This window comes from Actinocorallia longicatena (assembly GCF_039534125.1).
GTDB classification, from domain to species: Bacteria; Actinomycetota; Actinomycetes; order Streptosporangiales; family Streptosporangiaceae; genus Actinocorallia; species Actinocorallia longicatena.
In genome coordinates, this window is record NZ_BAAAUV010000013.1 from 179,625 (window position 1) to 203,565 (window position 23,941).

At 72.6% G+C, this 23,941-nt stretch carries 21 protein-coding genes; 10 read left to right on the top strand and 11 right to left on the bottom strand.

Features of this window, described 5'->3' with window-relative positions; genetic code table 11:
* Positions 1–19: 19 nt before the first annotated feature.
* The gene (locus ABD785_RS25180; RefSeq protein ID WP_344832722.1) at positions 20–1,318 is read left to right on the top strand and encodes a sigma-70 family RNA polymerase sigma factor; all 1,299 of its coding nucleotides are present in this window, start codon (positions 20–22) and stop codon (positions 1,316–1,318) included.
* Here ABD785_RS25180 and ABD785_RS25185 read toward each other — a convergent pair.
* Entirely contained in the window at positions 1,308–3,812 is a 2,505-nt protein-coding gene (locus tag ABD785_RS25185; protein WP_344832725.1) for a LuxR C-terminal-related transcriptional regulator, read from the bottom strand. The two genes, ABD785_RS25180 and ABD785_RS25185, sit on opposite strands and share 11 nt — an antisense overlap.
* Positions 3,813–3,877: 65 nt before the next feature.
* On the opposite strand from ABD785_RS25185, the gene ABD785_RS25190 reads away from it, so the two are divergent.
* Both ABD785_RS25190 and ABD785_RS25195 read left to right on the top strand, forming a co-directional pair.
* Positions 3,878–4,942 (top strand): phosphotransferase family protein, encoded by a 1,065-nt coding sequence (locus ABD785_RS25190; protein WP_344832728.1) that lies wholly within the window; start codon positions 3,878–3,880, stop codon positions 4,940–4,942.
* A gap of 53 nt (positions 4,943–4,995) precedes the next feature.
* A complete protein-coding gene (locus tag ABD785_RS25195; protein WP_344832730.1) occupies positions 4,996–5,562 on the top strand; it encodes a TetR/AcrR family transcriptional regulator in 567 nt (188 codons plus the stop codon).
* Here ABD785_RS25195 and ABD785_RS25200 read toward each other — a convergent pair.
* Both ABD785_RS25200 and ABD785_RS25205 read right to left on the bottom strand, forming a co-directional pair.
* Entirely contained in the window at positions 5,508–6,155 is a 648-nt protein-coding gene (locus tag ABD785_RS25200; protein ID WP_344832731.1) for a TetR/AcrR family transcriptional regulator, read from the bottom strand. The two genes, ABD785_RS25195 and ABD785_RS25200, sit on opposite strands and share 55 nt — an antisense overlap.
* A gap of 121 nt (positions 6,156–6,276) precedes the next feature.
* Positions 6,277–7,470 (bottom strand): glycoside hydrolase family 3 N-terminal domain-containing protein, encoded by a 1,194-nt coding sequence (locus ABD785_RS25205; RefSeq protein WP_344832733.1) that lies wholly within the window; start codon positions 7,468–7,470, stop codon positions 6,277–6,279.
* A 117-nt stretch (positions 7,471–7,587) separates the two neighbouring features.
* Here ABD785_RS25205 and ABD785_RS25210 point away from each other — a divergent pair, with 117 nt between their 5' ends.
* Complete coding sequence (locus ABD785_RS25210; protein WP_344832736.1) at positions 7,588–9,159, top strand: hypothetical protein; 1,572 nt, start codon at positions 7,588–7,590, stop codon at positions 9,157–9,159.
* Positions 9,160–9,180: 21 nt separating this feature from the next.
* On the opposite strand, the gene ABD785_RS25215 is transcribed toward ABD785_RS25210, so the two are convergent.
* Positions 9,181–9,585 carry a hypothetical protein gene (locus ABD785_RS25215; protein WP_344832739.1) on the bottom strand — a complete coding sequence of 135 codons (405 nt, stop codon included), beginning with the start codon at positions 9,583–9,585 and terminating at the stop codon, positions 9,181–9,183.
* Between the two features lie 309 nt (positions 9,586–9,894).
* Here ABD785_RS25215 and ABD785_RS25220 point away from each other — a divergent pair, with 309 nt between their 5' ends.
* Positions 9,895–10,344, top strand: coding sequence for a VOC family protein (locus ABD785_RS25220; RefSeq protein ID WP_344832740.1), 450 nt, complete (start codon positions 9,895–9,897; stop codon positions 10,342–10,344).
* A 36-nt stretch (positions 10,345–10,380) separates the two neighbouring features.
* Here the strand turns inward: ABD785_RS25220 and ABD785_RS25225 are convergent, their stop codons facing one another.
* From ABD785_RS25225 to ABD785_RS25240, 4 genes are all read right to left on the bottom strand, one after another.
* Positions 10,381–10,995, bottom strand: coding sequence for a hypothetical protein (locus ABD785_RS25225; protein WP_344832743.1), 615 nt, complete (start codon positions 10,993–10,995; stop codon positions 10,381–10,383).
* 518 nt (positions 10,996–11,513) lie between these two features.
* The gene (locus ABD785_RS25230) at positions 11,514–12,308 is read right to left on the bottom strand and encodes an ABC transporter permease subunit (RefSeq protein WP_344832744.1); all 795 of its coding nucleotides are present in this window, start codon (positions 12,306–12,308) and stop codon (positions 11,514–11,516) included.
* A gap of 288 nt (positions 12,309–12,596) precedes the next feature.
* On the bottom strand, positions 12,597–13,991 hold the full coding sequence (locus tag ABD785_RS25235; RefSeq protein ID WP_344832745.1) for a DUF1349 domain-containing protein: 1,395 nt from the start codon (positions 13,989–13,991) through the stop codon (positions 12,597–12,599).
* A complete protein-coding gene (locus ABD785_RS25240; RefSeq protein WP_344832746.1) occupies positions 13,988–14,941 on the bottom strand; it encodes an ABC transporter ATP-binding protein in 954 nt (317 codons plus the stop codon). The genes ABD785_RS25235 and ABD785_RS25240 overlap by 4 nt, the downstream gene beginning before the upstream one ends.
* A 167-nt stretch (positions 14,942–15,108) precedes the next feature.
* Between ABD785_RS25240 and ABD785_RS25245 the strand changes: the two genes are divergently transcribed.
* The 4 genes from ABD785_RS25245 (at position 15,109) to ABD785_RS25260 (ending at position 19,111) form a co-directional block, all read left to right on the top strand.
* On the top strand, positions 15,109–16,284 hold the full coding sequence (locus ABD785_RS25245) for a sensor histidine kinase (protein ID WP_344832748.1): 1,176 nt from the start codon (positions 15,109–15,111) through the stop codon (positions 16,282–16,284).
* Positions 16,281–16,937 carry a response regulator gene (locus ABD785_RS25250; RefSeq protein ID WP_344832749.1) on the top strand — a complete coding sequence of 219 codons (657 nt, stop codon included), beginning with the start codon at positions 16,281–16,283 and terminating at the stop codon, positions 16,935–16,937. The genes ABD785_RS25245 and ABD785_RS25250 overlap by 4 nt, the downstream gene beginning before the upstream one ends.
* Before the next feature lie 105 nt (positions 16,938–17,042).
* Positions 17,043–18,488 (top strand): MFS transporter, encoded by a 1,446-nt coding sequence (locus ABD785_RS25255; protein WP_344832751.1) that lies wholly within the window; start codon positions 17,043–17,045, stop codon positions 18,486–18,488.
* 17 nt (positions 18,489–18,505) lie between these two features.
* Positions 18,506–19,111, top strand: coding sequence for a TetR/AcrR family transcriptional regulator (locus ABD785_RS25260; RefSeq protein WP_344832754.1), 606 nt, complete (start codon positions 18,506–18,508; stop codon positions 19,109–19,111).
* Here ABD785_RS25260 and ABD785_RS25265 read toward each other — a convergent pair.
* A complete protein-coding gene (locus tag ABD785_RS25265) occupies positions 19,089–20,411 on the bottom strand; it encodes an APC family permease (RefSeq protein WP_344832757.1) in 1,323 nt (440 codons plus the stop codon). The two genes, ABD785_RS25260 and ABD785_RS25265, sit on opposite strands and share 23 nt — an antisense overlap.
* A 29-nt stretch (positions 20,412–20,440) precedes the next feature.
* Complete coding sequence (locus ABD785_RS25270) at positions 20,441–21,619, bottom strand: cytochrome P450 (RefSeq protein WP_344832759.1); 1,179 nt, start codon at positions 21,617–21,619, stop codon at positions 20,441–20,443.
* Positions 21,620–21,762: 143 nt separating this feature from the next.
* On the opposite strand from ABD785_RS25270, the gene ABD785_RS25275 reads away from it, so the two are divergent.
* Positions 21,763–22,944 carry a PucR family transcriptional regulator gene (locus ABD785_RS25275; RefSeq protein WP_344832762.1) on the top strand — a complete coding sequence of 394 codons (1,182 nt, stop codon included), beginning with the start codon at positions 21,763–21,765 and terminating at the stop codon, positions 22,942–22,944.
* A gap of 7 nt (positions 22,945–22,951) precedes the next feature.
* On the opposite strand, the gene ABD785_RS25280 is transcribed toward ABD785_RS25275, so the two are convergent.
* Positions 22,952–23,941, bottom strand: a 990-nt coding sequence (locus tag ABD785_RS25280; protein WP_344832764.1) for an FUSC family protein, incomplete at its 5' end; no start/stop codon positions are given.

Below are 23,941 nucleotides of genomic sequence, written 5' to 3' on the forward strand. Positions count from 1 at the left end.
GCTTTCTAGGGTGAACGTGATGACGAGCGAGGACGCGGAACTCACCCGGCTGGTCCGGGTGGGCGACGACGCGGCGGCCGAAGAGCTCTACCGGCGGCACCACACGGCGGTCCTCGCCTTCGCCGGGCGGCTGTGCAGGGATCCGCTGACAGCGGAGGACCTGGCCAGTGAGGCCTTCACCCGAACCCTCCGGGCGGTGCGCACGGGCGCGAGCGGACCGTCCGGAGGGTGGCGGCCCTACCTGTACGCGGTCGCGCGGAACACCGCGGCGGAGTGGGCGCGCGGGGAGCGGGGGGTCGTCGCGACGGCCGAGGTCCCCGACCTCGCCGCGCCCGAGGACGATCCGCCGGACGACCTCGCCGTCGCGGCGTACCGGTCGCTGCCCGAGCGGTGGCGGACCGTGCTGTGGCACACGCTCATCGAGCGGGAGAAACCCGAGGACGTCGCTCGGCTGCTCGGCACGACGCCGGGGAACGTCAACGTGCTGGCGTTCCGGGCCCGCGAGGGGCTGCGGACGGCCTACCTCGCCGCGCACGTGAACGCCGAGCCGGGCTGCCGGGAGTTCGCCGACCGGCTGGCGGTGGCGGTGCGGCGGCCCGCCGTGCGCCGGCCGCCCGCGCTGCGGCGCCATCTGAAGGAGTGCGAGGCCTGCGCCAGGGCCGACACGGAGCTGCGGGACCTCAACGCGACGCTGCGGGCGGCGCTGCCGCTCGCGCTTCCCCTCCTGAAGGGGCCCGCGTTCGCCTGGCCCTCGCTGTCGGTGCCGTGGGCGGTGGCGGCGGGCGCGGGGGCCGTCTCGGTGGCGGTGGCCGTCGCGGTGCTGCCGCGGGATCCGGCTCCCGTTCCGCGGCCCGTGGCGGCTCCGCCCAACTCCTCCGTGGTCACCGCGGAGCCCGTCCCGGAACCGTCTCTGCTGCCCAAGGCCGGTCCCGTCGAGGGCACGCGGATCAGGAGCGGGGCGAAGGGCTGGTGCGTCGGCGCGGACGCCGTCCATCTGCCGTGCGACGACCGCAGGACGGCCTGGCGCAGGACGGGCACGACGGAGTTCCGGCTGGTCAACGCCGTCACCGGCCGGTGCCTGGCCGCGGCGGAGAAGTACGACTCCGCTTCCTTCGACGGGGTGTGGGCCGTCCGGAGCGCCGTCTGCGGCGCCTCCCGTGAGCAGCTCTGGAAGACGCCCGGGTTCTCCGACGGGATCCGGCGGCTGACCAGCGTCGCGCTCGGGAAGGTCCTGAGCGAGCGGTGGCGGGGATCGCCCACCGACTTCGTCCTGTACTTCGCCTACACCGGCTCGGCCGAGCAGGAATTCACTCTCTGAGCAGGACCCCGAGCTCCGCTCTGTCATTCACGCCGGTCTTCTCGTAGACCGCGAGCAGGGTGTTGGCGACCGTCCTGATCGACAGGAACAGCCGGGTCGCTATCTCCCGGTTGGTGAGGCCGCCGGCCGCCAGCAGGGCGATCTCGCGCTGGCGCGGGGTCAGGTCAGGGGTCGACAGCGAGCTCAGCGCGGGGGTGCGGGCGCCCTGGCACTCGTGGCGGAGCGTCCTGGCCTTCTGCTCGGCGAGCTGGGCCCGGCGCGGTTCCCCGGCGGCGCGGAGGCGGACCGCCGCGATCGCGGCCGCCTCCGCCGCGAAGAGCAGGAAGCCGAGGGCGTCGAACTCGGTGGCGACGGCGAGCAGATCGGCGCCCGTCCGGGCGGCGGCGTGCCGGGCGAACAGGGCGGCCAGGGGGCCGTTGCCCGCCAGCGCGGCGAGACCGTCCACGGCGAGGTCGGGACGGCCGAGGCGGACCAGATCGTGCAGGGCGAACAGGGCGAACGGGATGTAGGGGGTGTCGATGAGGGCCTCGGCCCTCGCGACGGCCGCGGTGAGGTCGCCCCGGGCGGCGGCCGTCCAGATCTCGGCGAACCGCAGCGGAAAGGTCACCGGCGGACCCAGTTCCAGGACCGCCGACTCCGCACGGGCCAGGGCCTCCTCGGCCGCCTCGACGTTCCCGAGCAGGGCGTGGGCCTGGGCCAGCTCGCCCAGGCACGGACCGCCCGACGCGCTGCGCCCGGCGGGCAGCCGCAGGGCCGCCTCCTCCACGCGGTGCAGGGCGCCGGTGATGCGGCCGCGCAGCCGGTCGTTCCGCGCGGCGGAGGCGGCGGCCTGCAGGACCGAGCGGTTCCAGTCGCCCAGCGCCTCCGCCCGCTCGGTGTAATGCTCGGCGAGGTCCAGGTCGGCGCCGGCGATCGCGGCGATGGTGCCCGCGTCGAGGACCTGGGCGGTGATGCTCGGCATCGCCTCCGGCTGGGTGGCGATCAGGTCGAGGGCATAGCGGACCGCGTCGAGGGCGGGACCGGCGGCGTCCGCGATCGCCAGCACGCCCGAGCGCATCGCGCTCAGCGATCCGGCCCCGCGCACGCCCTGCGGGCCCGGCACGACGGTCTCCTCCATCAGGGCGACCGCGCCCGGCAGGTCCCCCCCGACGGCCCTGATGGAGATCTCGAAGCAGGAGATGCTCTGGCGGTACTCCGGCGACGTGACGATCCCCCGCGCCTCGGCGATCACCCGGAGCGCCTCGTCGATCCGGCCCGAGCCCCAGGCCAGGTTCTGGGCGCGCAGGACCGCGCACTCGAACGCGGTCATCGAGTCCTCCGGGGCCTCGGCCCAGAGCGCCGCGAAGATCGTCTCCGCCTCCTCGGGCCGTTCCTGGTAGGACAGCACTCCGGCCAGCGCGAGCCGCGCCCTGCGACCTCCGCCCGCCGCCCTGGCCAGGCGCTCGGCCAGCGCCAGATCGCGGACGGCCCGCGCCTGGCCGCAGGCGCGGAGCATCAGGGCGTGCTCGTGGTCCTCCCCCTCCCCGGCGAGGTCGGCGTCGAGACGCCAGACCGCGACGCGCAGGACGTCCTCGCGGCGGCGCAGCCCGGCCGGTTCGACGGACGCGATCAGCCGGCGCAGGACGGAGCGGGTGCGCAGGGTCCCCCAGCGGCTCCTGATCTCCTCGCCGTACAGCGGGTGCGCCAGCCGGGCCTCCAGCCTGCGGCCCGTCCGGCTCACCGTCACGAGCTGGCGGTCCTCCAGGCGCTCGGTCGCGGCGGCGTCCAGGAGGGAGACGCCCAGCGGCTCGCCGAAAGCCAGCAGGTCGAGGACGTCGCGCTCGTCCCCGGTGAGATCGCCGATGCGGGCCGCGACGGTCTCGCGCAGCGTCGCGCTCAGTTCCAGCGAGCCGTGCCACAGCCACAGCCCGCCGACGTCGCGGAGCGCCCCGGACAGGACCAGCTCGCGCAGGTAGAGAGGGTTGCCGCGGCTGGTCTCCCAGACCCTGGCCAGCGAACCGGCCTCGATCCTGCCCGGCAGCGCCGCCCCGAGCATCGCCTCGGCCTCCGCCCGGGGCATCGGCCCGAGCTCCAGCCGGGGCAGCAGCTCGTCCTTCCACAGCGCGACGACGGCTCCGGGCGGACGCTCCCCGGTCCTGACGGTCACGAGCAGCCGCCGGTCCCCCTGGAGCGCGAGCCGGTGCAGCAGCTCGGCCGAGGCCGGGTCGAGGAGCTGGGCGTCGTCGACGACCAGCACCGGAGCGGTGATCGCGGCGGTGGCCCAGCGCAGCGGGTTGCCGCCGGGCGCGGTGTCGGGCAGAAGGTGGGCGAAGGCGCCGCACGGAAGCTCAGCGGCGGCCGGGGTCGCCCGCACCCACGCCACCCCCGCCAGCCCGGCGACGGCCTCGGCGACCAGCCGGGACTTGCCGGTGCCGGCGGGCCCGAGCACGACCATGCCCGGTCCTGCGGCCCTGACGGCCTCGAGCTGGTCAGCGCGTCCCGCGAACGGCCACATGGCCCGAATCTATTTGAGTACCCCTTGCTCATGCGACGGGAATCGGACGGCTCCATGCTCCGTCCATGGACACTCTCGCCCGCACCGACCTGACCGCGCTCGTCCGGGAGCAGCTCGACGACCCCTCGGCCGAGATCGCCGAGCAGCGCGTCGAGAGGCTTCCCGCTGAGTTCGCGTTCTCCACGATCGCCCTGCACCGCGTGCACGGCACCGCCGCCGACGGCCGGTCCTGGTCGTTCTTCGTGAAGTCGATCGGCGCCCTCCGGCACTCGGCGGTGTTCCCCTCGCTGCCCGCGGAGATCCGCGAGGACGTGACCGCGGGGTACCCGTGGCGGGTCGACGCCGACACCTACCTCGCCGACGAGCCGCTCCCGCCCGGGCTGCGGCTGCCCCGGCTGTACCGGCTGGAGGAACTGGGCGACGAGCGGGCGATCATCTGGATGGAGGACGTCGCGGAGGCGCCCGGCGCCTGGGACGCCGCCCGTTACGCCGAGGCGGCCCGCCGCCTCGGGGCGCTCGCCGCGCTCCGCCCCGCCCCGGCGGGCAACACCGGCCTGCGCTACTTCTGCGAGCGGGTGGCCCCCTTCGGGCTGCACAGGATGCTGCTGGACGCGGAGCTCTGGAAGCATCCGCTGCTCGCCCCGCACGTTGACGAGGACTTCCACACCGGGGTCCGCGAGGTCATCGCCCGCACCCCCGCCCTGCTGGAGGCGATGGACCGGCTCCCCCACAGCCGGGTCCACGGCGACGCCAGCCCGCAGAACCTGCTGGTCCCCGCCGACGGCTCGGCGTCCTTCGTCGCCATCGACTGGAGCTGGGGCAGCCCGGGAGCGGCCGGCTTCGACCTCGGACAGCTCCTGGCCGGGCACGCCCACAGCGGGCTGCTTCCCGTCGAGGAACTGCCCGCGATGACCGAGACCGTGCTGGCCGCCTACGGCGAGACCTGTCCCGCGGATCCGGACGCGATCCGGCTGGGCGCCCTCGGCGGGCTCGTGCTGCGGAGCCTGCCGACGGCCGTCCCGATGTTCCGGCTGGACGAGCCGCCGGCGGAGGAGCTCGCCGACCATGTCGCGATGCGGGTCGCCCTCGCCCGTCATCTCGTCGGGGTCGGCCTGGCGCTGGCCGGGTGACCGGATCCGGCCAACAAGCGCTTGCTCGACATCGATGAGCGGACGATGGGCGGATGTCCGAACGTGAGCGGCTCGTCCGCGCCTTCGCCGGGGTGGCCACCGAGAACGGGTTCGATCGGACGTCGGCCGGGCTGGTCGCGGAGGCCGCCGACCTGCCCGAGGACGCCTTCCACCGTCACTTCCCGACGATGGAGGACTGCTTCATGGCCTACTACGCCGAGTGCGTCGCGGAGCTGAGAGAACTGCTGGAACGCGCCTACCACGCCCAGAACGACTGGCGGGACGGGCTGGAGGCGGCGCTCCGGGCCGCGATCGAGGCGCTGGCCTCCGATCCCGAACGGGCCCGGCTGCTGGTCGTCGAGATCAACTCGGTGGGGCCGCGGGCGGCGCGGGCACGGGCGGTGGCCGTCGCGGGGTTCCGGCAGTTCTTCGCCGAACGGCCCGAGCTTCCGCCGCTGCCCGACGTCGTGCGGAAGGCCTTCAGCGGCGGGATCTACACGACGATCTACAACCACGTGGCCGCGGGGCGGGCCGCCGAGCTGCGTCAGGCGCTGCCCGCGCTCAGTTACTTCGTGCTGCTGCCCTTCTCCGGGTCCGGCAGCGGGAGCATGACGAAGTAGAGCAGGGACGGCAGCAGCGACAGCAGGTCGGCCGTCCGGCCGGAGTCGACCTGGAGGTAGAGCGTGCTGTAGACGCCGCCGACCACCGCGTCGACCACGTGGTCGCGGGTCTCGCCGCCGTAGCCGGGCTCGTCGAAGACCGCGCGGAAGCGCTCCAGATACTCGTCGCGCACCGCGCGGACCCGGGCTCCCGCCCCGGCGACCTCGACGGTGACCAGGCGGGCGAACGGCTCCTCCGCCGCCAGGGTGCGCAGCAGGGCGTCCAGGCCGGCCTCGATGCCCGAACGCCAGTCGGGGGCGGTCTGGAACGCCGTCCGCACGGCCTCCTCCAGCACCGCCGCGCCCTGTTCGAGCGCGGCGACGAAGCAGTCCTCCATCGAGGGGAAGAACAGGTAGAACGCCTTCTTGGTGACCCCGGCCGCCTCGGTCACCCGGCTGATCGTCACGTTGGTGTAGCCGTGCTCGGCCACCTGCCGGACGAATCCGTCGATCAGCCGCCCGCGCTGGATCAGCCCGACCGCCTCGCGCGAGAGCCCGTGCCGTCCTGGCTTGATCGCCCGATCCGGCGCGAGCGCCGATCTCGAGCCGGGCAAGTGACTCACTGTGGTTCCTTCGGCACGGCGACGATTGGCCACACCATAAGCCCGGTGCGTCCGGGTTCGCTTCGTGTTCAGGATCACAAACCGGGCTCGGCCACGTGGCCTCGCGCCATGGTCAGTAGGCCCTGCGCACCGTGAGGATCCGCCGGACGGCCGACTCGGTCCGCTTCTTGTCGAGCTTGCCCTCCTGCAGGGCCTTGGCGAGCACGGTGACGCCGGACAGGCCGGCCGCCGGGTTCTGGGCGGAGAAGAGCAGCAGGTCCATGCCCGCGCCGGCGGCCAGCAGGCCACGGGTGGCCACGGAGCCGAACTTCTTGAGCGCGCCGGCCTCGAGGGCGTCGGTGATGGTCACGCCCTTGAACCCGACGCGGCCGCGCAGCTCCCCAGAGATGATCTTCTGGGACAGGCCGGCCGGACGGGTCTTGTCGAGGGCCGGGTAGACGGCCCAGGACAGCATGACCATCGGGGCTCCGGCCGCGATCGCGGGACCGTAGGGGCTCTCGTCGACCGACCGCAGGACCGCCGCCGGGGTCTTGAGGACGACCTTCCTGAGATCGGTGTTGGCCTTGGTGGGAGCCGGGCCGAGGCCGGGGAAGTGCTTGACCGTCGCCGCGACGCCGCCCTTCTGCTGGGCCTTCAGGAAGGCCGAGGCGAGGGCGGCGACCTTCTTCGGGTCCTTGCTGAAGGAGCGGCCGAAGCGGTCGGCGAAGTCGCCCTTCTTGCGGTAGACGTCGAGGACCGGGGCCAGATTGACGTTCAGCCCGACGCCGCGCAGGTTGGCCGCGGTGTCCCTGCCGGCCTTGGCCGCGGTCGCCGCCGGGTTCGCCGACGCGCCCATCTGCCGGGCCGACTGGAACGGAGCACCGGGCAGGCGGCGGACCGGGCCGCCCTCCTGGTCGGTCATGAGCAGCAGGGGAGCCTTGACCGGGCTCTCGGAGTTGGCCTTCTTGATCTTGGCGACGGCGGCGCGGAGCTTGGCGCGCGAGCGGACGTTGCCCGCGAAGAAGATGACCCCGGCGGCCTCGCCGCGGCGGATCGCCTCCAGGAGGGAGGCGGGCGGGGTGGCGCCCTTGTAGCTGTAGATCACGCGCTGGCCGGCGAGCTGGCGGAGGGTCAGCCGGGGCAGCGGCGCGACGGGCGCCCGGCCCGGATCCGTGCCCGGATCGGCGTTCGGGGCCCGGGTGACGGAGGTCGTCTGGGGGGCCGCCGGGGGCGGAACGGGCTCAGGGGTGGACGTGTTGCCACATCCGGCCACCAGTAGGGCGACCGTGGTGCATATCGACACCAAGCGGTGCTTTTCGCCTGACATGTCCTCCGTCCTACACCAAGCGATTGCTTGGCTTCCGCTACTGTGCGGCCACCGCACCGCCGAAAGGGATCCAGGATGATGCCCCGATCGCTCCTCTGCGCGACTACCGTACTGCTGATGGCGGGGGCCGTCGCCTGTTCCTCCAGCCCCAAGGGTGTCAAGGACGGCTGCGTGAAACTGCGCGTGGCCGTCAGCCCCGAGCTCCTGGCGCCGCTCAAGGCCGTGAGCGGCTCGGCCTGCGGGGTGACGTTCGCCGCGCAGCCGCCGGGGAAGGTCGCCGACGTGCTCGCCGGGACGCTCGAGAACCCCGGCCTGCCCGCTCCCGACGTCTGGATCCCCGACTCCTCGCTGTGGATCGCCACCGCCCGGCGGACCGACGAGGGGGCTCAGCTCGTCCCGGCGAAGGGGACGTCGCTGGCCTCCTCCCCCATCGTGTGGGGCGTCCCGGCGGCGCTCGCGGTGAAGATGGCGTCGTCGCCGCAGAAGCCGGCGTGGCGGATGCTGCTCCCGGCCAAGGTCTCCAACACCGCGGCGGCGGGGCCGGCGCTGGCGATCCCCGATCCCGGGACCAGCGCGACCGGGCTGTCCACCCTGATCGCGACCCAGCAGCTCTCCGGGACCGGGAAGGCGGGGCTCCAGCGGTACGCGACGGCGCTGCTGGCCGTGCGGTCGCTGGCCGTCAAGGACGTGGGGACGGCGCTGAAGTCGCCGAAACCCACGATCGGGATCATGAGCGAGCAGGCCGCCCTGGCGAGCGGCGGAAAGATCATCGTGGCGAATCCCGTGGAGGGGACGCTGTCGCTCGACTATCCCTACCTCGTGACCACCGGTGACGAGGCCAAGCGGAAGGCGGCCGAGACGCTGCTGGGCACCGTGCGCAAGGTCGACTTCGGCAAGGCCGGGTTCCGGACGGCCGCGGGCAGGGCTCCGGCGGGGGTGAGCCCGCTGACCGGGATCGACGCGAAGGGTCCGAAGAGGCTGGCCGCGCCCGATCCCGAGAAGACCGCGAAGATCCGGAAGATCTGGAACCGGGTGCAGCTCGGGGCCCGGCTGCTCGAGGTCCTCGACGTGTCGCCGTCCATGGCGCAGAACGTCCCGGGGACCACGACCGCGCGGATCGCCGCGCTGACCCGGCAGATCCGGGAGGGGTTCGTGCTGAGCCCGGACTTCGTGTCGATCGGGCTGTGGGAGTTCTCGACCCGGCTCGACGGGAGGCGGCACTACCGGGAGCTCGCGCCGATCCGGAAGCTGGGGGCGGGGAGCGGTGCCTCGAAGCACCGGGACCTGCTGGTGCGGAAGATCGACGCGGCGCGTCCGGTCCAGGGGAGTTACACCGGGCTCTACGACACGATCCTCGCCGCCTATCGCGAGGTGAAGCGGGCCTATCAGCCGGACGTCTACAACACGGCTCTGATCTTCACCGACGGGATGAATCAGAACCCCTACGGCGGCCTCTCCCTGGCGAGGCTGCTCAAGACCCTGAAGGCCGAGTACGACAGGACGGCGCCGGTCAGCGTCGTGATCGGGGCGTACGGGCCCGACATCGACGAGGAGCCGCTCCGGCGGATCGCCGCCGCCACCAACGGCCAGGTCTACGTCTCCAAGGACGCGCGGCAGACGCAGCGGATCTTCCAGGACCTGCTCGTGCGGATGCTCTGCGACGGGACGGACTGCCCGTCCAATCCCTGAGCCGGACCGGGCTTCGGCGGGTCAGCTCCGGAAGGAGACGCCGCCGTCGACCGGTTCCGTCTTCGCCTTCACGCCGTTGACGTAGACCTCGGCTCCTTCGCAGACCGTCCCCTGGAAGCGGGTGTGGTCGAACCTGGCGATGGAGCCGGGGTCGAGTTCGGTGTTGGCGAGGACGTTGCCGTCCAGGTCGAGGAGCTTCAGCGGGCAGGGGGTCGCGGGGGCCTGGATCCGCAGCGGCACCGTCCTTTCGACCGTGCCCTGGAAGGCGATCCTGGTCGGCACCGCGGTCACCTCGCGGTCGGCGTGGCCGAAGGCCCGGTAGGCGGCGTAGGCGCCGACTCCGCCGAGCGCGAGCACGATGACCATGACGGCCAGCGACGCGGCCAGGGGGCCCGCCCTGCCCGCGTCGGATCTATGTCGAGACATGGCCGGGAGCGTAGCGGCGGGCTGCGAGCGGGTGCTAGGGCGCCTTTTTGGTGGGCTTCAGGGCTTTCGGGAGGTTCGCGAGGCGGGTCGTTCCGCCGCCGGGACCGGGTTGGGCGGCGCGCACCACCCTTGAAGTGCGAGGTCTGCGGGGCGGAAGGGATGGGGCCGCCGTCTTCGGGGTCCGCGGCACCGGGCGGTTCACTCCGCGGGCCGGTCATACCGGCCTGATCCGGACGCGAATCCGGTGGCCGTCCCGGAGTGATCGGGGCTCCGGGAGATGAAGGGGACCGGCGGGGGCATGGTGAGGGCATGGCACTCACCTGGAAACTCGTCATCGACTGCGCGGACCCGCACGCCCAGGCCGCGTTCTGGGCCGCGGCCCTCGGCTACGCGATGGAGGACAACGGCGATCTGGTCGAACGGCTCCTGGACTCCGGCGCCCTCCCCGAGGAGGCGACCGTGACGGTGGGCGGACGCCGGGCCTTCCGGACGCTCCAGGCGGTGCGCCACCCGGACGACCCCGTCCAGGAGGGCACCGGCGTGGGCCTCGGCAGACGCCTGCTGTTCCAGCAGGTCCCCGAGCCCAAGACCGTCAAGAACCGTCTCCATCTCGACCTCCACGCGGGCCCGGACACCCGCGACGGCGAGGTCTCCCGCCTCCGCTCCCTGGGCGCCACGGTCCTGCAGGAGGTCAAGGAGCCGGGCACCCATCACGTCGTCATGTCCGACCCCGAGGGAAACGAGTTCTGCGTCCAGTAGACCGGCCACCCGAGACCCTCGTCCGGCGAGCGGCGATCAGCGGGCGGCAAGCCGCAGATACAGGCCGTCGCCCGTAGGCGGCAGCGGCGAGACCTCGGCTCCGGCCGAACGAACGACGAGAAGTTCACCCGCCGAAAGCCTGACGGGAACGGTCTCCTCACCGGAGAGCGTCAGCCCGACCCCGAAGTCCCGACCCCCGGGCGGGCACAGGACCACCTCGAACGCCATCTCCGCCTCCCCACCGGAGACCCCGAGCCGCGCACCGACGACCTCCAACAGATCATCCGCAGCATCCCCGACACTCCCCCGCCCTCCACCGTCCTCATCAACGCCCCCCACCCCAACGCTCCCGACCGCCATGCTCCCCGCCCCCATGCTCTCCACCCCGACGCCACCCGCATCGGCGCGCACCTCCCGGACGCCTTTCTCCCCCAGCCCACGGACCAGCAGCGCAGGCGGGCCTCCCGCGACGAAGGCATCAAGGCGATCGCGGAACGGACAGGGCGCGAGCTCCGGCACCCCACTGAACCCCGGCCCCCACGCAGGCATCCGCCCACGCCTCCTCCGCAACACCGCCTCGTCGATCTCGATCAGATCGACCGGAGTGACCCGGTAACGCTCCAACCGCCAGTAAGCCTCCAGCTCGTCCATCCCCACCCGCCCGCCCTCCCGACCAAGGAATCACCCACGACCGACACGAACCACCCCCAGATCAAGCCCTTCGCACACCACCCCCTGCACACCGCTCGACCTTCGCCCCGGCACGTCAGCCCTTCCACCGTCCCAGCACACCACGCGACCCACCACATCAAGCCCCCGACCTGCCGCCCGGCTCAACACGCGAACGTCCCGGCACACCACGCAGCCCATCGCGTCAAGCCTTGCGGCCCACCACGCGACCCATCGCGTCAAGCCTTGCTGCCCACTACCGGTCGGCCGTCACAGAGCTCCACGCGCCTCACGAGGAAGCCTCCCAGCGCGCCACCCGACCCAGCGCGTGAAGCTCCAGCGCACCACGCAGCACATCGCGTCGAGCCCCCGGCACACCACGCGACCCATCGCGTCAAGCCCCAGCGCGCCACGCGGCCCATCGCGAGAAGCCCCCGGCAGACCACGCGACTCGACGCGAAAACCTCTCAGGGCACCGGCGCGACTCAGTGCGTTGAGCTTCAGGCGTCGCGGCGGGTGAGGGTGAGGGTGGCCAGGAGGAGGGCGGTGAGGGTGTAGGCGGTGAGGATGGAGAGGCCTTGCCAGGGGGTGGTCTTCAGGTGGTCCACGCCTACGGTCACCTGGATGGTGAGGCCGGCGGTCATGGGCGACCAGCGGTTCAGGCGGTCGTGCCAGGTGGGGTCGGAGATGAACTCGGTGAGGATCGGGAGGATGAAAAGGAGGGCGAGGACCGTGGTCAGGGCGCCCGCGGTGTCGCGGACGATCGTCGCCACGCTCAGGGAGAGCAGGGCGATCAGGGCCAGGTAGAGGACGGTGCCCGCTGTGGCGCGGAGGGTGGGGCCGTCGGTCGGGGACAGGAGCGGGTATCCGTTGGCCGGGGTGAATCCGCCGTCGGGGAGCAGGTGGCGACCCAGGAGCAGGCAGGTGAGGGTGGCGAGGACGGCGCTGGCGACGGTCACGCCCGTCAGGACGATGGCCTTGGCCGCCAGGACCCGTCCGCGACGGGGGACCACCGTCAGCGTGGGGAGGATCGTGCCCGTCCCGTACTCGGCGGAGATGCTCAGGACCGCCAGCACGACCACGGCCACCTGGGCCAGCCGTACTCCGTTCAAGGCCAGCTTGGGCGTGTCCTCGAAGCACCGGTCGGGCGCCGGGCAGTGCGACACGTCGGCCCCCGCCGTACCCGCCAGCCCGACCAGGACCGTGAACGCGACGATCGCGAGCACCAGCCAGTGGGTGCTGCGCAGGGTCCGGAGCTTCGTCCACTCCGCCTGCAGCACATCAAAAGAGAACATCAGGCTTCCCGGGGTCTGGAGCAGGAGACGGCCTCAGGGCTCGGACCCTCAGCCGCTCCGCGCGGAACACATCGAAAGAGGACATCCAGCACCCCGGCAATGGACAAGGAAAGAGACGGCGGCCACCGCCGCAGCCCAGCCGAACGGGTCGAGTGGGCCGAGCGGGTCGAGTGGGCCAAGAAAGCCGAGCGGGCCGAGCGGGGCCCAGGGGGTGATGGTCGCCAGGAGCCAGGGGCGCTGCGTGGGTCGGGAATCCGGCTGCTGTGGGGTGGGCATCGTGGAGGGGCATCAGGCGTCTCGGGTGGTGAGGGTTCGGGAGGCCAGGGCCAGGGTGAGGGCGGCGTAGAGGAAGAGGACCGCTAGGGCGGGCCAGGGGGAGAGGGCCGTGTCGTAGTGGCGGAAGGTCTGCTGGGCTTCGAAGGCCGCCGAGGGGGTCAGGCGGGTCAGCCAGCGGGCCGCGGAGAGGGGGAGGCCGGTGGCGATGATCTGCGGGAGGAGCAGGCCCACGAGGGCGGTGCCCACGGCCGCCGCCGTGTTGCGGAAGAGGGTGGCCAGGGCCAGGCTGAAGATCATTACCAGGGAGACCAGGAGGGCCGTGCAGAGGACGGCGCGCAGGACGGTCGGGTCGGTGAGGGAGATGTCGCGGCGTTTGTCCGCGCGGATCAGGGGGGCGCTCAGCAGAAGGGCCGCCACCGAGGCGACCAGGCCGATCACGAAGCCCGTCGCGCCCAGGACGAGGGTTCGCGCGGCGAGGACCCGGCCTCGGCGGGGGCTGATCGTGTAGGTGGTCAGGGCCATGCCCTTGCGGTACTCGGTGGTGACGAAGAGGACGGCGACCGCGATCACCGCGATCAGGCCGAGGAGGATGCCCGTGAGGGTGGTTCTGGTGATGTCGTCGCCGTAGAGGTCGGGGCCCAGGTCGTTGACGCCGTTCATGGTGGCCTTGCCGTCGGACCAGGCGAAGGTGGTGATTTCGGCGCCGTCCGGGCCTTCGGCGCCCGGGCCCTCGGGGGCGCCCGAGTCCGTCCAGCCGACCGGTTCGGGGGTGACGTTGTCGAAGACGGCGTTCGCGATCGCCGGGAAGGAGTCGATGCTCTCGGAGCCGAACTGGCGGATGACCTTGGTCTGGTCGGGAGAGGCGACGAACAGGCCCAGGAGTGCGGGGCCGCTGAGCCGGTAGGTGGACAGCTTCCGCCAGGTCGTGCCGTCCTGTGAGGTGTAGCCGGTGACGGTCGGGCCGGTGCGGGTCAGCTTCAGCCAGGTGGGTTTTCCCGGGGTGGCGGCGGTGGAGGCCCTGTCCTTGAAGTCGGCCTCCATCCTGACGCCGTGCCCGGGGGTGAGCACGACGGTCGCGTGGGCCGCTCCCCTGTCCTGGCTCGCCCGGATCATGAGGCCGGCCTTGGCCCAGGGGCTGGTGTCCTTCTGGGAGACCACGCGGGCGATCAGAGTTCCGTCGGCGGGGAGCGCCTTGTAGGTGAAGGAGCCGCCGTCCTGGAATCCACGCGGGGGCCTCGGGCTGTCGTCGGGTCCTGATCCGCCGGTGGCCTCCGACCCCGCCCCCGCGGACGTCAGCAGGGCCACCAGCACGGTGAGACCGATGGCGGCACCGAGGGCCATCATCCAGCGGGGGACCGAGCGGAGCTTGGTCCATTCGGCTCTGATCAGCCAGCCGAACTCACTCATGTGCGCTCCCGGTAGTCGACGGCGTCGCGGGTGAGGTCCATGTAGGCCTCCTCCAGGGACGCCCGGTGCTCGTTCAGGCCGGTGAAGGGGATGCCGTCGGAGGTCAGGAGGGCGGCGATCCGCTCCGCCGGCAGGCCCGCGACGGTCACCTGGCCGGACTCGCCCGCCGCGACGGTCGCGCCCGCCCGCGACAGCGAGGTCATCGCCTCCTGGCGGTGGGTGGTCCTGACGACGACGCGGTCGTCGGAGGCGGCGGCCAGCAGGGACCGCACGTCGGTGTCGGCGATCAGCCTGCCGCGGCCGATCACCACGAGGTGGTCGGCGGTGTCCTCCAGCTCGCTCATCAGATGGCTGGAGACCAGGACGGCCCGGCCCTCCGCCGCCAGGGAGCGGAGCAGGATGCGGATCCAGCGGACGCCGTCGGGGTCGAGGCCGTTGACCGGCTCGTCGAAGATCAGCATGGGGGGATCGCCCAGCAGGGCGGCGGCGATGCCCAGGCGCTGGCGCATTCCCAGGGAGTAACCGCCGACGGCCCGCCTGCCGACGGAGGAGAGGCCGACCTGCTCCAGGACCTCGGCCACCCTCGCCTTCTTCAGGCCGGCGGCGTGCGCCATCCACAGGAGGTGATCGCTCGCCTTCCGGGACGGGTGGACCGCGGACGCGTCGAGCATCGCGCCGAGATGGGTGATGGGTCTGCGCAGGCTCCGGTAGGGCCTGCCGCCGACCAGCGCGGTGCCCCCGTCGGGACGGTCGAGGCCCAGGATCAGCCGGAGGGTGGTGGACTTGCCCGCGCCGTTGGGCCCGACGAAGCCGGTGACGCGGCCGGGGGGGACCGTGAAGGTCAGGTCATCGACGGCGAGGGCGGCGCCGTAGCGTTTGCGCAGCCCTCGCACCTCGATGGTCGAGGACGACCCGTTCGGGGTCGCGGTGGATCCTGTGGACTCTGCCATGGTGAGAACGCTAGGGAAACGACGGACCCGTGGCGTCCCGCGAGGGAGCCCACTTCTTCCTCCCCTCTCCAGGGGAAGGCGAGGGCCGGGTCCCTCTGCCGGGGGACATCGCGATCCACGGTCCAGTGGGACGCGGGACCGCTCACCGATTGGCCACAATGAGTGATGTGAAGCGCGCGGGGTATCTCGTCGCCGCGGCCGCCCTGGGGGCGGCCGGGGCCGCCGAGGCCTGGTCACAGGCCGACGGGTCGCTGACCCTCGCGCTGGTCCTCCTGGCCGTCGCCGCCGCGGCGGTACCGGCGGCCTTTCCCGGCAACTGGCGGATGGCCGTGGTCGCGACCCTCGCGGCCGTCACCCTGGCGGCGATCTACCGGGAGCCGAGCTGGGCCGGGAGCCTCGCGGTGCTGGTCGTCTGGGGCCCGATGATCGTGGAATGGTTCCGCCGCAACCGGGCCGGCACGGCCGCGAGGCTCGAGGAGCAGCGGGCGTTCGAGGCGTCCCTGCTGGAGCTGACGGCGCGCGGCGAGCGGGCCAGGATCGCCCGTGAGCTGCACGACGTGGTCGCCCACCACATCTCGATGATCTCGGTGCAGGCGGACACGGCCCGTCTCGCCGTGCCTGGGATGCCAGCGGACGGCGTCAAGCACCTGCTGGCCATCGGGGAGACGGCCCGATCCGCGCTCACCGAGATGCGCAGGCTCCTCGGCGTGCTCCGCGAGGACGCCGAGCCCCCGCCCACCCGCCGCCCCCAGCCGGGCCTGCGCGACCTCCTCGCCCTGATCGACGAGACCCGCCAGGCCGGCGGCGGCGCCGCCCGCCTCATCGTCTCCGGCCCGGTCACCCCCCTCGACCCCGGCCTCGAACTGACCGCCTACCGAGTCGTCCAGGAGGCCCTCACCAACGCCCGAAGGCACGCCCCCGGCGCCGCCGTCGACGTCGAGCTCACCTACTCCCCCGACCACCTGAAGATCAGAATCCGCGACAACGGCCTCTGCCCCGCCCCCCGCCACCCCGCCCCGATCCCCCCACCGCCTCAGCCCAGGACCTGGCCCTTCACGCACGGCGGCCCGGGGTGGGACAAGGGCCAGGCAGGGCGGTATGAGGGCCAGGCGAGGCGGGACCAAGATCGGGCGGGGCGGGACGAGGGTCAGGCGGGGTGGCATGGGAGTCGGGCGGGGCGGGATGAGGGTGGGTTCGGTGGGGACAGGGGTTGGGGGGACGGGCATGGGCTGATGGGGATGCGGGAGAGGGTGGCGACGGTCGGGGGGAGTCTGTGGGTGGGGCCCGGGGTGCCCGCGGGGTTCCTGGTCGAGGTCGTTCTGCCGGTGGGGGAGGTCGCGTGATTCGGCTCGTGGTGGTTGATGATCTTGAGGTGGTCCGGGCGGGGTTCGCCGCGCTGCTGGAGACGCAGGAGGACTTCTCGGTGGTGGGGACCGCCGCCGACGGGGAGGGGGCCGTGGGGGTCTGTGCGGAGGTGCGGCCGGATGTGGTGCTCATGGACGTGCGGATGCCGGTCATGGACGGGATCGAGGCGACCCGGCTGATCACTGCCGCGGCGGAGCATCCCCGGGTGGTCATGCTGACCACCTTTGATCTTGACGAGCATGTGTACGACGCGTTGACCGCGGGGGCCAGCGGGTTCCTGCTCAAGGACGTCTCGGCCGAGCGGCTGTTCGACGCCGTCAGGGTCGTCGCCGACGGCGAGGCCCTCATCGCTCCCGCGATCACCCGGCGTCTCATCGCCGAGTTCGCCCGCAACCGGCCCCGGCCCGCGCCCCCCGCCATCGCCGCGCTCACCCCCCGCGAACTGGACGTGCTGCGCCTGGTCGCCGAGGGGCTGTCCAACGCCGACATCGCGGGACGGCTCGTCCTCGGAGAGGAGACCATCAAGACCCATGTCAGCCGGATCCTGCGCAAACTCGATCTGCGCGACCGCGCCCAAGCCGTCATGACCGCCTACGAGTCGGGGCTGGTGGTGCCACGGGCGGCCCCGTGACGTCAGTCACTTGTCACCACCAGGCGCAATATCTCGGCCAAAAGCCGGGTTAGCCTGGGCAAAGACAAATGGACCTACGGGTCCGTTTTTGCTTCTGGGGGAAAGATGACGAAACGGACCGCGCCCGTGGGCCGGACGCTCGGGATCCTGTCACTGTCGGCGCTGGCGTACGCACTGGCCCAGACCGCGGTGGTCCCGGCGATCGGAGCCCTGGCGACCGGCCTTCACACGAGTCCGCAGAACGTCACCTGGACGCTCACCGGCTACCTGCTGTCCGCCGCCGTCCTGACCCCCGTCCTCGGCCGGCTCGGCGACATGTTCGGCAAGAAGCGGCTGCTGGTGATCGCCCTCGTGGTCTTCGCGGCGGGCGGCGTGGTCGCGGCGGTGGGCCCGAACCTGGGCTGGGCGGTCGCCGGCCGGGTGCTCCAGGGCGCGGGCGGCGGCATCTTCCCGCTCTGCTTCGGCATCGTCCGCGACGAGTTCCCCGCGGCCAGGCGGGTGTCCGCGATGGGCCTGCTGTCGGCGATCGCGGGCATCGGCGGCGGAGGCGGGCTGCTGATGGGCGGCCTGCTCATCGACCACGCCAGCTACCACTGGATCTTCTGGAGCGGTGTCATGATGGCGCTGGCCGCGGCCGTCGCCGCGCAGCTCCTGGTGCCGGAGCCGGGCGAGCGCAGGCCCGGCCGGGTCGACCTGACCGGTGCGGGGCTGCTCGCCGCCGGCGTCACCCTGCCTCTGCTGGCGATCAGCCAGGCGCAGGCCTGGGGCTGGGGCGACACGAAGACCCTCGGCCTGATCGGTGCGGGCGTGGCGATCCTCGCCGTGTTCGGGTTCGCCGAGACGCGCGTCGCCGAGCCGCTGGTCGACATGAAGGTGCTGGCCCGGCGGCCCGTGCTGGTCACCAACATCGCGACCGTGCTCGTCGGGTTCGGGATGTTCGGCGCGTTCATGCTGATCCCGCAGTTCATCGAGACCCCCGAGGCCGCCGGTTACGGGTTCGGCGGATCCGCCACCCAGGCCGGTCTGATCATGCTTCCGGGCTGCCTGATGATGCTGGTCGCCGGGCCGGTGTCCGCCCTGGTCACCCAGAGGTTCGGGGCGCGGATCGCCCTGGTCCTCGGCTCATTGATCACCGGGGCAGGGCTGCTGCTGATCGCGGCCGACCACGGCTCCCCCGCCGCGGTGCTCGGCGTGACGATGGTGATGTTCTTCGGGATCGGCCTGGCCTTCGCGGCGATGCCGAACCTGATCATCGACGCGGTCTCCCCCGACCAGACCGGCCAGGCGACGGGCGTCAACGCGCTGCTGCGTTCGGTCGGCTCGTCGCTGGGGTCGCAGCTCGTCGCGGGGATCCTGGCGGGAAGCGTCACCGCCGGCCGCCTGGTGCCGACCGAGCGCGCCTACGTGGTGTCGTTCCTGATCGCGGCGGGCGTCAGCCTCACGGCCGGAATCGCCGCCCTGTTCATTCCGCGCGGCGGCGCGACCGAGCCCATCCCGATGCTGGAGGAGATCGGCGCCGCCGGTCTCGTGGCGGTGGCCGAACCCGAGTGATCGGGCACACTGAACCCATGACCGACGAGGCCGCGCCCACCACCGGCCGGGGGAGTTCCCCCGGCGGCGGACCGGGATGGGCGGGACGGCGGGCCGACGCCCGTCGCAACCACGAGCGGATCGTGCGGGCGGCCTTCGAGGTGTTCGCCGAGAAGGGGCTCGAGGCGACGGTGCCGGAGGTCGCGGAGCGGGCCGGGGTCGGGAAGGCGACCGTCTACCGGAGTTACCCGACCAAGGCCGACCTGGTGGCGGCCGTCGCGCTGCACCAGCTCGAGTGGTTGCAGGAGCGCCTCGCGGCGGCGCTCGCCGAGGACGACGCCGGGCCCGCCCTGCGGGAGGCGCTGGCCGACATGCTCGAACGGCTCGCGGGCGACTGCGCGATCGCCGAGGCTCTCGGGGCGGGCAGCCCCGTGGACGCCGCCCTCCAGACCTTCGTCGATCTCCTGGGCCGGGTGGTGGCCGCCGCCCGCGACCAGGGTGCGATCCGCGCGGATGTGACCGTCACCGAGGTCCGGGTGCTGTTCGGCGGCTGCTCGGTCCAGCTCACCAAGTACGGGGAACGGGATCCGGCGGTCTGGCGGCACTACGGCGAGCTGGTGTTCAACGCCCTCCGGCCGGCCTGACCAGGCGGGTGAGGAACCAGAGCAGCACGCCGACCGCCAGCAGGATCCCGGCGCGGAGGTAGACCTCGACGTCGCGGCCGGTCAGCGGGGTGGCCAGGAGCAGGCAGACGATCGAGCCGGCGGCCGGCGTCCAGGTCGGCGCGCGGTAGTGGTCGTGCTCGACGCTCTCCCGCCGCAGCACCAGTACACAGACGTTGACCAGGGCGAAGACCAGCAGGAGCAGCAGGACGGTCGTGTCGGCGAGCCCGCCGACGTCCCCCGTGCAGACCAGGACGACCGCGATCGCGACGGTGAAGAGGATCGCGACCCAGGGCGTGGCCCGCCGCGGGTGCACGGTCCCGAGGACCGGTGGCACGATCCCCTCCCTGGCCATCCCGTAGACCAGCCGCGAAGCCATGATCATGTTGATGAGGGCGGTGTTGCCGACCGCCAGCAGGGCGATCAGGGCGAACAGCTTCGGCGGGAAGGACAGCCCCGCGGCCTTGACGACCTCCAGCAGCGGCCCCGTCGACTTCTCCAGCACGTCGGTGGGGACCAGCATCGTCGCGGTGAACGCGACGGCCAGGTAGATCAGCACCGTGATGGTGAGCCCGCCGAACAGCGCCCGCGGGAAGTCGCGGCTCGGGTCCTTGGCCTCCTCGGCCAGGTTGACCGAGTCCTCGAAGCCCAGCAGCGCGTAGAAGGCCAGCGCGGTCCCGCCGAGGATGCCGAGGAACGCCCCGTCGGACGCGTGGAACTCCAGCGCCCGTCCGGGATCGCCGTCGCCGCTGACCAGGGCCGCGACCCCGATCACCATGATGACCACGAGACCGAGGCCCTCGATGATCGTGAGCACCACGTTCACCTTGATCGACTCGGAGATCCCGACGAAGTTCACGACCGTCACCAGCGCGAGGAAGCCCAGCGCCCCGACCACGGTCGGCAGGGTGACGAACTCGGCCAGGTACTTGCCGCCGAACGCCCGTGCCGCCGCGCTCGCCGAGGTGATGCCGCTCATCATCACCGCGAACGCGACGAGGAACGTCACGAAGGGGATGCCGAAGGCCCGGTTGGCGTACAGGGCGGCACCGGCGGCGCGCGGGTACTTGCCGACGAGCTCGGCGTAGGCGGTCGCGGTGAGCGTCGCCAGCAGGAAGGAGATCAGGAACGGCAGCCAGATGGCCCCGCCGACCTCGCCCGCGACCTTGCCGACGAGCGCGTAGATGCCCGCGCCGAGAATGTCACCGACCACGAACAGCAAGAGAACCCGGCGTCCGATGACGCGTTTGAGCTCGCCGCCTCCGACCGCTGTCTCCGTCATGCCCGGAAACCTTTCCGCGAACGGCCGTTCTAAGCGCCGGAACGGACCTCGACGATCAGTCCGCGCAGCTCATAGCCCGATATCTCCTCTTTCATCGCGATGCGCGGCTCGGTACGCATCGCGATCCCCGGCAGGGCCAGCAGCCGGGTCAGGAAGACGTCGGACTCCTGGATCGCCAGGTGCGCGCCGGGGCACTTGTGCGGCCCGTCGCCGAACGACAGCCCGTAGGGGTTGGCGCCGTCGCCCAGCTCACGGGCGGGGCAGACCTCCAGGCCGTGTTCCCCGACGGCCTCCGGATCGACGTTGACCGCGCCGACCTCGACGTCCACGAGCTCACCGGCCGGGATCGTCACCTCGCCGGGGATCTCGACCGGGGCGGTCGTGCGGCGCTTGAGGTTCCCGACGATCGGTTCGAGGCGCAGGATCTCGTGCAGGATCGCGTACCGCTCCCGCTGCTCGGCGGCGAGGTAGCGCTTGCCGAGCGCGGGGTCGGACAGCATGTGCCAGGCCGCCATGGTGATGAACTCGCGGGTCGTCACCATCCCGGCGGCGGCGAAGGTCACGCACTCGCCGAGGATCTCGCCACCGGTGCAGCCCTCGTCGATGAGATGGCTGATCAGATCGTCGCGGCGCTCGGCCTTGCGGGCCTTCACGGCCGGGCGGACGTCCTTGAGGTAGATCCCGAGGAACTGCTTGTTCTGCCGGTAGAACCAGTAGACGCCGTCGACGCTGGTGAAGCCCGGACGCCCGAACTTCTCGGGGAAGAACTCGTCCAGCCGTGCGGCCAGCCCGGGCCTGCTGTCGGTCAACCCGATGACGGCCGACGCCACCTCGACGGCCAGCTCGAACCCGAGCCCTCCGAGGTCGGCGGAGCCGTCGCGGACCAGCCGGTCCAGCAGCTCGTCCGTGACACGTTCCATCAGCTCGCGGTACTTCTCGTCGACCCGCTTCCGGGTGAAGTAGCGGGCGGTCTGCCGGCGGTGCTCGCGGTGCTCGGAGCCGTCGCGGTAGAGGACGGGGCGGCGGATCTTCTGCGGCAGCCGGTCCATGGTCTCGACGCCGAGCCCCGCCTGGACGGTCTCGGTACTGCGCAGCACCGCCCGTCCGGCCGCGTGACCGCGCACCCGCCAGACGCCGTCCGGCCCCTGTTCGACGGGGCAGCCCTCCGCGGTACCGCCCCGGTCGACTTTGCGTGCGTTCTCAGACACGGGCATACCTCTCCGAACGGGCCTAAACGATCACAGTAATCCGGGAGGAGGGTCGTTGGTAGACGGTTCAAGTAAACAAACGCTAGTTCGTGACGACCAGGCTGGGCCTACCTCCCGGAGCGGGACGTTGGCAGGATGCTCGGATGCGGTATCGGCTGGCGGGCCTGGGGCTCGACGACGTACAGGTGGCGGAGCTGGTGGGTCTCCTGCGCGAGCACGTGCCGGAGGTCTCGCGGGAGGCCGTCAAGGAGATCGAGCAGCAGGTCCCCGAGTACCTCCGCAACCATGATCCCCGCTATCCCGAGGTGCTGTACCGGATGTGCGAGCAGGCGAACTTCCGCTTCCTCGACCTGCTGGAGGACCCCGACGCCAGCCTCGACGACATGCTCGCCTTCTTCCGCTCGGTCGGTGAGGGCGAGGCGCGCGAGGGCCGCGGCGAGGGGCTGTGGCAGAGCGCGCTGCGCGCCGGGACGGGCGTCACGGTGCGGCGGCTGACCGAGGTCGCCGAGAGCAGGACCGAGGTCCCCGGCTCGGTCATCGGGCAGATCACCCAGCTCGTGCTCGCCTACCACGACCAGCTCATCACGGCCATGCGCCAGGGCCATGCGACGGCGGCGGCACGGGCGGCCGGTGAACGCGAGGAGCGGGTCCGCAAGCTCGTCGACCTGCTCGTCACCGACGACCCCGACCCGCGTGAGCTGGCGGAACTGGCCCGCGAGGCCCGGTGGGAGCTCCCCCGGACGGTCGCGGCCGTCGCCCTGAAGCGCCGCGACCACGGCCACCGGCTGCCGTCGTGGGCGCTGCCGGGGCTGCATCTCGCACAGCCGTGTGTGATCGTTTCCGATCCGGACGGCCCCGGCCGCAGGGCCGCCCTGGAGTCGGGCCTGACCGACTGGATCGCGGCGATCGGCCCGACCACGGAGCCCGCGCGGACGTCCCGCTCGCTGGGCTGGGCCCGGCGCACGCTGGACCTGGTCGAACGGGGTCTGCTCCCCGGCGACCGTCCCGCGGTGGCCCTCGACCAGGTCGGCCTGCTCGTGATCACCCGTGACGACGACCTGGTCGGGGCGCTGGCCGCCCGGCTGCTCGAACCGCTGGGACGGGCGCGGGAGCCGCAGCGGGAACGGCTGGCCGAGACGCTGCTGGCCTGCCTGGAGTGCCGGTTCAACGCGAACGAGGTAGCGGTCCGGCTGGCCGTGCACGCCCAGACCGTCCGGTACCGGCTGCGGCGCCTGGACGAGCTGTTCGGGCCGGCGATGCACGATCCGAACCGGAGCCTCGATCTCCAGCTGGCGCTCCGGCACTGGCTGGCAGGCCGCGGCTGATCGCGGGTCAGGTCTCCGCCAGGGCACGGACGGCCGCGGTCAGGCGTTCCAGCTCCAGCGCGATCGGGTCGGCCGGGTTCCCCTCGGGTTCGGGCAGGGGGCCGGGGGTGAAGAGGCGGTCTGCGAGCAGATCCAGGCGGTCGGGGTCGATGGCGGCGCCCTCGGTCGCGAGGACGGCGAGGGCGACGGCGGCGCTGCCGAACGTCCAGACGGCGGCCGTCTCTCCGGATCCGGCGGCGCGGTCGGCGGCGGCGTCGCGGAGCACGAGGGCGCGGCCCCGCAGGTCCGGCAGGCGGGCGGCGGGGTCCGATGAGCGGAGGGCGTCGGCGGTGCCGCGCAGCAGACGGGCCGCGGCGGCGGGCCACGGGTCGGAGCGCCAGGTCAGCCCCATCACCAGGACGATCACGGCGCAGCCGACGAGGTTCTCCAGCAGCCGGAAGTGGAAGAAGTCGCCCTGGTCGCCGATGCCGCCGTAGAGCAGGCCGACGGCGGTCGCGACGAAGAAGCAGGTCCAGCCGTAGTTGATCGGCATCAGCAGGATGCCGGGCAGGATGAACAGCAGGCCGAGCACGAGCTGGAGGCCGCGGGCGTCGCCGGTGAGGGGGACCAGGACCCCGGCGAGCAGGACGCCCGCGAGCGTCCCGAGCAGCCGGTCCCACATCCGGGCCCGCACCAGGCCGGGCGGGGTGGCCAGCACCATCACGGCCGCGAACACCGACCAGTAGACCTTGCCGATGCCGAACAGCACCGAGACGGCCGCCGTCAGCAGGCAGGCCAGGCCGAGCCGCAGCGCTCCGCGCGTCACCGGGTCGGCGGTGGTGAACCCGGCGCGCAGCCGCTCGCCCGGCGTGGAGGTCCAGCCCTCGGCGACCTCGCCGCCCGACAGCCCGGCCAGCGCCTCGCGCGTGCCTTCGAGCGCGGCGCCCACGTCGTGGGCGGGCCCGCCCTCCGGGACGGCCAGCGGCCCCGGCGGCCCGCCCTTCCCGGCGAAGGCGGC